The following is a 6,544-nucleotide window of genomic DNA, read 5'->3' as shown; positions in this document are numbered from 1 at the left end:
ACTTGAACCGCAGCACTTTTTACTCTTTTTTTAAAAACATTTTTAGAGCTAGTGTATCATCTTATTTAATAGCATTCTTCAAATCGTCAACTTTATCTAAACGCTCCCACGGCAAATCAATATCTGTTCGACCCATATGTCCATAAGCAGCCGTTTGACGATATATAGGACGTTTCAAATCTAACATTTGAATGATCCCTGCCGGGCGAAGATCAAAGATTTGACGCACCGCTTGTTCTAATTTACTTTCTGCAATCGTACCTGTACCAAAGGTATCAATACGAACAGATACAGGATGAGCGACCCCAATCGCGTAAGCCAATTGAACTTCCGCTTTCTTGGCTAATCCTGCCGCAACAATGGTTTTGGCAATGTAGCGAGCAGCATATGATGCAGAGCGGTCAACCTTAGTAGCATCCTTACCAGAAAAAGCACCTCCACCATGACGACTGTATCCTCCGTAAGTATCTACGATAATCTTACGTCCTGTCAATCCAGAATCGCCTTGAGGCCCACCAATTACAAATCGTCCTGTAGGATTAATAAAGAATTTACTTTGTTCATCTAAATATTTCGGCGGTACAACTTCTTTAATTACCTTGTTAATAACGTCCTCATGAATTTGTTCATTTGAAACATCAGGATCATGTTGAGTTGAAATAACCACGGTATCCACTCGTACTGGTTGCCCATCTTCATCATATTCTACTGTAACTTGACTCTTAGCATCCGGGCGAAGATAGCTAATCTCTCCTGATTTACGAAGATCTGCCAAACGACGAACTAATTTGTGACTTAGAGAAATAGGAAGTGGCATTAATTCTTCCGTCTCATCAACTGCAAAACCAAACATTAAGCCTTGGTCACCAGCTCCAATTAAATCCAATGGATCTTGATTTTCATCTCCACGAACCTCTAGCGCCTCATTAACACCTTGAGCAATATCAGGTGATTGTTCTACAAGTGATGGATGTACACCAACCGATTCAGCAGAAAATCCATACTCTGCATTAGTGTAACCAATCTCCGCAATGGTGTCTCGTACGACACGATTAATATCAATATACGCCGTAGTTGAAATTTCACCAAAAATATGGACTGACCCAGTATACACAGCTGTCTCAGCTGCCACATGAGCCTCTGGATCTTCAGATAAAATAGCATCTAAGATTGCATCGGAAATTTGGTCTGCAATCTTATCCGGATGTCCTTCCGATACCGATTCAGACGTGAATAGTTTACGTTCTGACATAAAAATGTCCCCCCTTAAAATTTATTGTTATAGAGTTACAAAGAACTAACGACAGATGTCGTCACCTTATCGGGACTATATAACATACCAAATTATACCACTTTTTCAAAGAATCGTGTTTAGTTATATAAAAGAAGTAGATATAGTTTCAAACTATATCTACTTCTAAAATAAATCTGTTTCTGCTATAGCTCCCTTAACGTCTTCCAGTGGCAGATGGACCAATTCCACATTTTTTTCAATATAGAGATACTCAGCATATGAATCCATTCGATATTTGTTTATATAAACAACTCTCTCACAGCCTACTTGTAATAGTTGTTTTGTACAGTTTAAACAAGGGAAATGCGTCACGTAAGCCGTAAAACCTTTAGGAATTCCACGTTCTGCTCCTTGTAAAATAGCATTTACTTCAGCATGTATTGTCCGTACGCAATGTCCCTCTACCACCAAGCATCCATTTTCCAAACAATGTTCTGTTCCAGAGACAGAGCCATTATAACCTGTTGCGATAACCTTATTCTCTTTAACCAAGACTGCACCCACTTTTGCACGATTACAGGTTGCACGATTAGAAATTAAAAGTGCTTGAGCACAAAAATATTGATCCCACGCTAAACGAGTAACTGACATTTTATTCTCCTATTTCTTACGCTTCAAAAACAAAGGCAAACGTAAATTAGCTATTTTTTCAGTAGGGACTTTCATTCCATCTTTTATCCAGTTGGACAATGTAGAAACCAAGGTTGAACTCCAAAAAGAATTTAGATAAGTTCCCATTTTTTTTGTTTAGCTTCATTACGTTTTTCCAAGAAATCAAAAATAGCCTGTTCTAATAGTTTTTCCATTCCATAATCCACGGCTAAACTAATAACATAAGCCTCTTTCTTTGCAGCTTTAAATAAAGAAAGCCAAATTAAGTAAAGATCTGCTTTCTTACTATACTGAGATAGAGGGGCTAGCATCCTTTGAATAGAGCGTTTAAAAATAGTCTCTAAAATCTCCTCTTTCGATGAGTAGTTACGATAAAAAGCTGAACGAGATACACCAGCTCGATGGACCAATTCTGAAATCGTAATTTTCGACAGCGATTTCCTCTCCAATAATTGCAAGAGAGAAATCTCCAATGATTCCCTTGTAATAGCATTTGCTTCTTGATTGGACTTTTTAAGATTTTCTAACGAATTGGGGGACATCTTACGTTCTACCACTTAAAATCCTCCTATTTATTGTATCACCGGATAGAAATTACTTTCATATCCTCACTAATCATGTTATACTTATTTTAAAATAAGACACTCTCTTTGTCAATGTACAACTAGAAATATGAGGAAAAATCATGACTTGGAAAATTGTAGCCGACTCTGGATGTGACTATCGTAGTATAGAAAATATCGCTATCAACACTCAGTTTGTAAGTGTCCCTTTGACTCTACAAGTCGATGAAACCATTTATACAGATAATGCGGAATTAGATATCGACCAGATGATGGAGCACATGTATGCTACTTCTACTGCTTCAAAATCAGCCTGCCCAAGCCCGGATGATTATATTCGTTCCTTTGAAGGTGCTGACCATATTTTTGTCATCACTATTACGGGAGCGTTATCAGGTAGTCAAAACGCGGCTCAAATTGCTGCACAAATATATCAAGAAGAGCATCCAGAAGTTAAAATACACCTGATTGATAGCCTATCTGCTGGTGGTGAGATCGATTTGATTGTCACAAAAATAAATCAATTAATTGAAAAAAGTCTAAGTTTTGAAGAAATCGTCAAACAGATTACTAACTACCAGCAAAAGACAAAGTTACTCTTCGTATTAGCCAAGGTAGACAATCTTGTCAAAAATGGTCGTCTTAGTAAAATATCAGGAGCAGTCGCAGGTCTTCTAAACATTCGAATTATAGGCGAAGCTAGTCCAGAAGGAAAACTAGAATTACTTCAAAAAGCACGAGGAGCAAAAAGAGCTGTTACAGCTACACTTGATGAAATAGTAAAAGCTGGATATAAAGGGGGGAAAATTACGATAGCCCATCGCAACAACAAAAAATTCTGCGAACAATTCGCTGACCTAGTTCATGCCCAGTTCCCAACTGCCACAATCGAACAAATACCTACCTCTGGACTCTGTTCGTTTTACGCTGAAGAAGGGGGACTTTTGATGGGCTACGAGATTTAATAAAAAGAATACTAAGTCAGGACTGAATCTTAAAAAAACAGAATTGATTCGGTTGGTTTCATACTTTTTATCTCTATATTTTTTGTAGTGAAAAAATTCTCTGAAAAAGGGAAGCTCCCGAAAAACTCATCACAAGTGATGACTTTTTCGGGAGCTTCCTTTTTTATAGACTCGAAAGAATGAGAAAAGCTTTATCCACCACTATTGACAGATACCCTGAGATTGCAAGATACAACTGTTCCGTGGCGAATGGAACGTTTCCTTACTTGAATTCTGAATTATCTATTTTAAAGTGAATAGAATCGCTTTTTCTACTTGCTGTTTCTCCCGTTTAAGTAAATCAACACGCGCTGCAATTTCTTTGATTCCCATTCGAATATTACGATTAAGAGCCATATCTGTTAATTGCGGCTCAAAGAAGTCTTTGTACTCATTCAGACGATTATCTGTTTTAAATACCGAACCAGGGACAACAACAAAACTATCAAAACTCATATCGCCACCTAAAGCTGCTTTAATCCATTCCCAATTTTCTCTAGCCCAAGTCCATACGCTTTCTTGAGCAAAACTGCTAGCAAGAAATTGAGCATACCAAGTCAGTAAATCCTGCGGTTTCACACAATCCTTATTTTTCCATTGATTTAGAATCACTTCAAGGTTTTCTTTTGACTGAGTTTTAGAAAGCGCTGCAACGAGTTCACGTTGGAACGTACCATCAGTAGCTTTAGCATAAGTTTCTAAGAATAGTTGCACCAAACTATCACTTTCCTCATGTTTCATTTGATTTATTAAAATGAGGCGTCGAATTGCTGCCGGTAAGCCTGATAAATCCGATTTGAATTGATCATAAAAGCGACTAGCTACATCACTTACACCCCTGTGATCAGCCCGTATTAAATTTGAAATAGTCAACTGCCGTACTTTTTCATCCTGATCTGGTTCTCCTACTTTCACCTCGAAACCAAGGCGATCATAGTTATACTGATTCAGCTTAATGATAAACTCTTTATAAGCTTCCTCTACTTCTGAACCCTCGTCTACGAAACGATTTAAACCAGTCAGTACATCTGTAATAGCTGAAACAACAAGATAAGAACTTTCTTCTTTTAAATTTTCAATCACATTCAACAAACTTGCATAAGAAATTTGTCCACTTTCCGCTAACAAACGTCGCTCTTGAATCACTTGAAGTTTACTTGTATTATCCAATTCAGAAATATTTTCAAGAATATTATCCAACAATTCCCCCTGATAATTGCTTACATAATGCGCAGTATTTTCTGTATTGAATCGAAGAGGAGTTTGATTTTCAGTAAGTAGTTGAGAGTAGTTTGGAATCTCTATACTCTCCGTTTCTAGGGTATCTGGCAATTGCTTCCAATTACTATTTAAAGGAACAACCCAAGCTCGATTCTTATCTTCATAATCTCCAATATAAAACTGTTTTTGAGAAATCTTCAAAATATCGTTTTCTACTGAAACAGTGAGAACTGGATAACCTGGTTGTTCTAGCCAAGTATCCATAAACGATGCAACATCACGTCCAGATGCCTCTCCTAGTGCTTGCCACAAATCTCTACCAACCGTATTCCCATATTGATGACGATTAAAATAAATTTCAAGCCCTTTTCTGAAATCATGATCACCTAACCAACGACGAAGCATGTGCATCAGTCGGCTTCCTTTTGCATAGACAATAGCTCCGTCAAAAAGAGTATTGATTTCATCAGGATGGTTGACTTCTACGTGTACCGATTGAACTCCATCAGTTGCATCACGTTTGAGAGCTGCTGGTACACCGCTCGTTTGAAAATCTTCAAATATATTCCAACTTGGTTCAATTGCATCAACACAAACATATTCCATCATATTGGCAAAACTTTCATTTAGCCAAAGATCATCCCACCACTTCATGGTTACCAAATTACCGAACCATTGGTGCGCCAGTTCGTGAGCAACTACTAAGGCAACCATTTGACGACTTGAAACTGTCGAATTGTCATCTACTAACAGATAAACTTCTCGATAGGTTACAAGACCCCAGTTTTCCATAGCTCCAGCAGAAAAGTCAGGTAGAGCAACATGTAGAGATTGTGGAATTGGGTAGCTGACCCCAAAGTAATCTTCATAAAATTCAATTGAGCGCACTGCAATATCCAAGGAGAATTCTAATTTTTTACTAGTATGTGCTTTGGTCGAATATACTCCAACCACTGTTCCGTTTTTTGTCTTTCGTGTTATCCCTTGCAAATCTCCAGCTACAAAAGCAAGTAAATAGGTTGACATACGAGGAGTTCGTTCAAACTTCCATACGCCCGTTTTTTTTCTGTTTTCCACATCAATCTCTGGCATATTGGACAAAGCAATTTCGTCACCACTTTGATCAAACTTAAGAGATAAATCAAACGTTGCTTTGGCTTCTGGTTCATCAATGCTAGGAAAGGCCTCCCGAGCAAAATGGCTTTCAAACTGAGTGGAAAGAACTTCTTTTTTTTCATCATTAACTGTATAATATGAAGGATAAATCCCTTGCATATTGTCACTTATTTCCCCCTCATATTGAATAATTAATTCAATATTACCAGAGTTCTCTAACTCAATCTCAATTGCATCATTTTCATGATCAAGGCTAAAAGAAAGTGATTCCCCTTCAACCTCAACTGAATGAATGGTTAAATCTTTCTGATGCAAACGAATTGTCTTCTTTTTTGCAAGACCTTTAATAGCTACACGCCCTTTAAAGGTTTTTGTCACTCGACTTAAATCTAAGAACAAATCATAATGTTCAGGAACAAACCTGTCAATAAAATGACTAACTGCTTTCATATTTCTCTCCTTGATTCAACTTTTACTTTATTTTAACATATTTTATGTATCAAGTAAAATTCAGTCAACCATTAGAGCATGAAAATCATTCCATAATTCAGGTAAGGAAAAAAATCTGAAATTATAATCACTTGACAATAAAATATATTCAATATTTATTCATGAATTTCTATAAACATAAAAAATGAGTGGACGAACTCCGTCTAGTTAAAAAGAGTCCGATCCCCACCCACTGCTTTACTCAAACAATCTAGATGACTATTTGAAATTATAAAAGATAAATT

General features: G+C 37.1%; 4 protein-coding genes and 1 pseudogene. 1 reads left to right on the top strand and 4 read right to left on the bottom strand.

The features are described 5' to 3' along the window. Positions 1 to 61: 61 nt before the first annotated feature. From metK to STRDD10_RS01060, 3 genes and pseudogenes are all read right to left on the bottom strand, one after another. The gene (metK, locus tag STRDD10_RS01070) at positions 62 to 1,252 is read right to left on the bottom strand and encodes a methionine adenosyltransferase (RefSeq protein WP_067192392.1); all 1,191 of its coding nucleotides are present in this window, start codon (positions 1,250 to 1,252) and stop codon (positions 62 to 64) included. A gap of 165 nt (positions 1,253 to 1,417) precedes the next feature. Then, positions 1,418 to 1,885: a deoxycytidylate deaminase gene (locus STRDD10_RS01065; protein ID WP_067192390.1), complete on the bottom strand. Its 468-nt coding sequence runs from the start codon at positions 1,883 to 1,885 to the stop codon at positions 1,418 to 1,420. Between the two features lie 9 nt (positions 1,886 to 1,894). Continuing rightward, positions 1,895 to 2,463 (bottom strand): annotated as a pseudogene (locus STRDD10_RS01060) (TetR/AcrR family transcriptional regulator). A gap of 128 nt (positions 2,464 to 2,591) precedes the next feature. Between STRDD10_RS01060 and STRDD10_RS01055 the strand changes: the two are divergent. Continuing rightward, positions 2,592 to 3,434 carry a DegV family protein gene (locus STRDD10_RS01055; protein ID WP_067192387.1) on the top strand — a complete coding sequence of 281 codons (843 nt, stop codon included), beginning with the start codon at positions 2,592 to 2,594 and terminating at the stop codon, positions 3,432 to 3,434. 282 nt (positions 3,435 to 3,716) lie between these two features. On the opposite strand, the gene STRDD10_RS01050 is transcribed toward STRDD10_RS01055, so the two are convergent. Further along, the gene (locus STRDD10_RS01050; protein ID WP_067192384.1) at positions 3,717 to 6,260 is read right to left on the bottom strand and encodes a M1 family metallopeptidase; all 2,544 of its coding nucleotides are present in this window, start codon (positions 6,258 to 6,260) and stop codon (positions 3,717 to 3,719) included. Positions 6,261 to 6,544: the final 284 nt, after the last annotated feature.

This window comes from Streptococcus sp. DD10 (assembly GCF_001578805.1).
In the GTDB taxonomy this organism is placed as follows: domain Bacteria; phylum Bacillota; class Bacilli; order Lactobacillales; family Streptococcaceae; genus Streptococcus.
Note: the sequence above shows the minus strand (reverse complement) of the source record. Positions and strands in the feature narration are given on the sequence as shown.

What these genes read in the sequence shown, in the direction of transcription:
- metK (WP_067192392.1), bottom strand. Translation starts at nt 1,252, where the DNA reads ATGTCAGAACGTAAACTATTCACGTCTGAATCGGTATCGGAAGGACAT.
- STRDD10_RS01065 (WP_067192390.1), bottom strand. Translation starts at nt 1,885, where the DNA reads ATGTCAGTTACTCGTTTAGCGTGGGATCAATATTTTTGTGCTCAAGCA.
- STRDD10_RS01055 (WP_067192387.1), top strand. Translation starts at nt 2,592, where the DNA reads ATGACTTGGAAAATTGTAGCCGACTCTGGATGTGACTATCGTAGTATA.
- STRDD10_RS01050 (WP_067192384.1), bottom strand. Translation starts at nt 6,260, where the DNA reads ATGAAAGCAGTTAGTCATTTTATTGACAGGTTTGTTCCTGAACATTAT.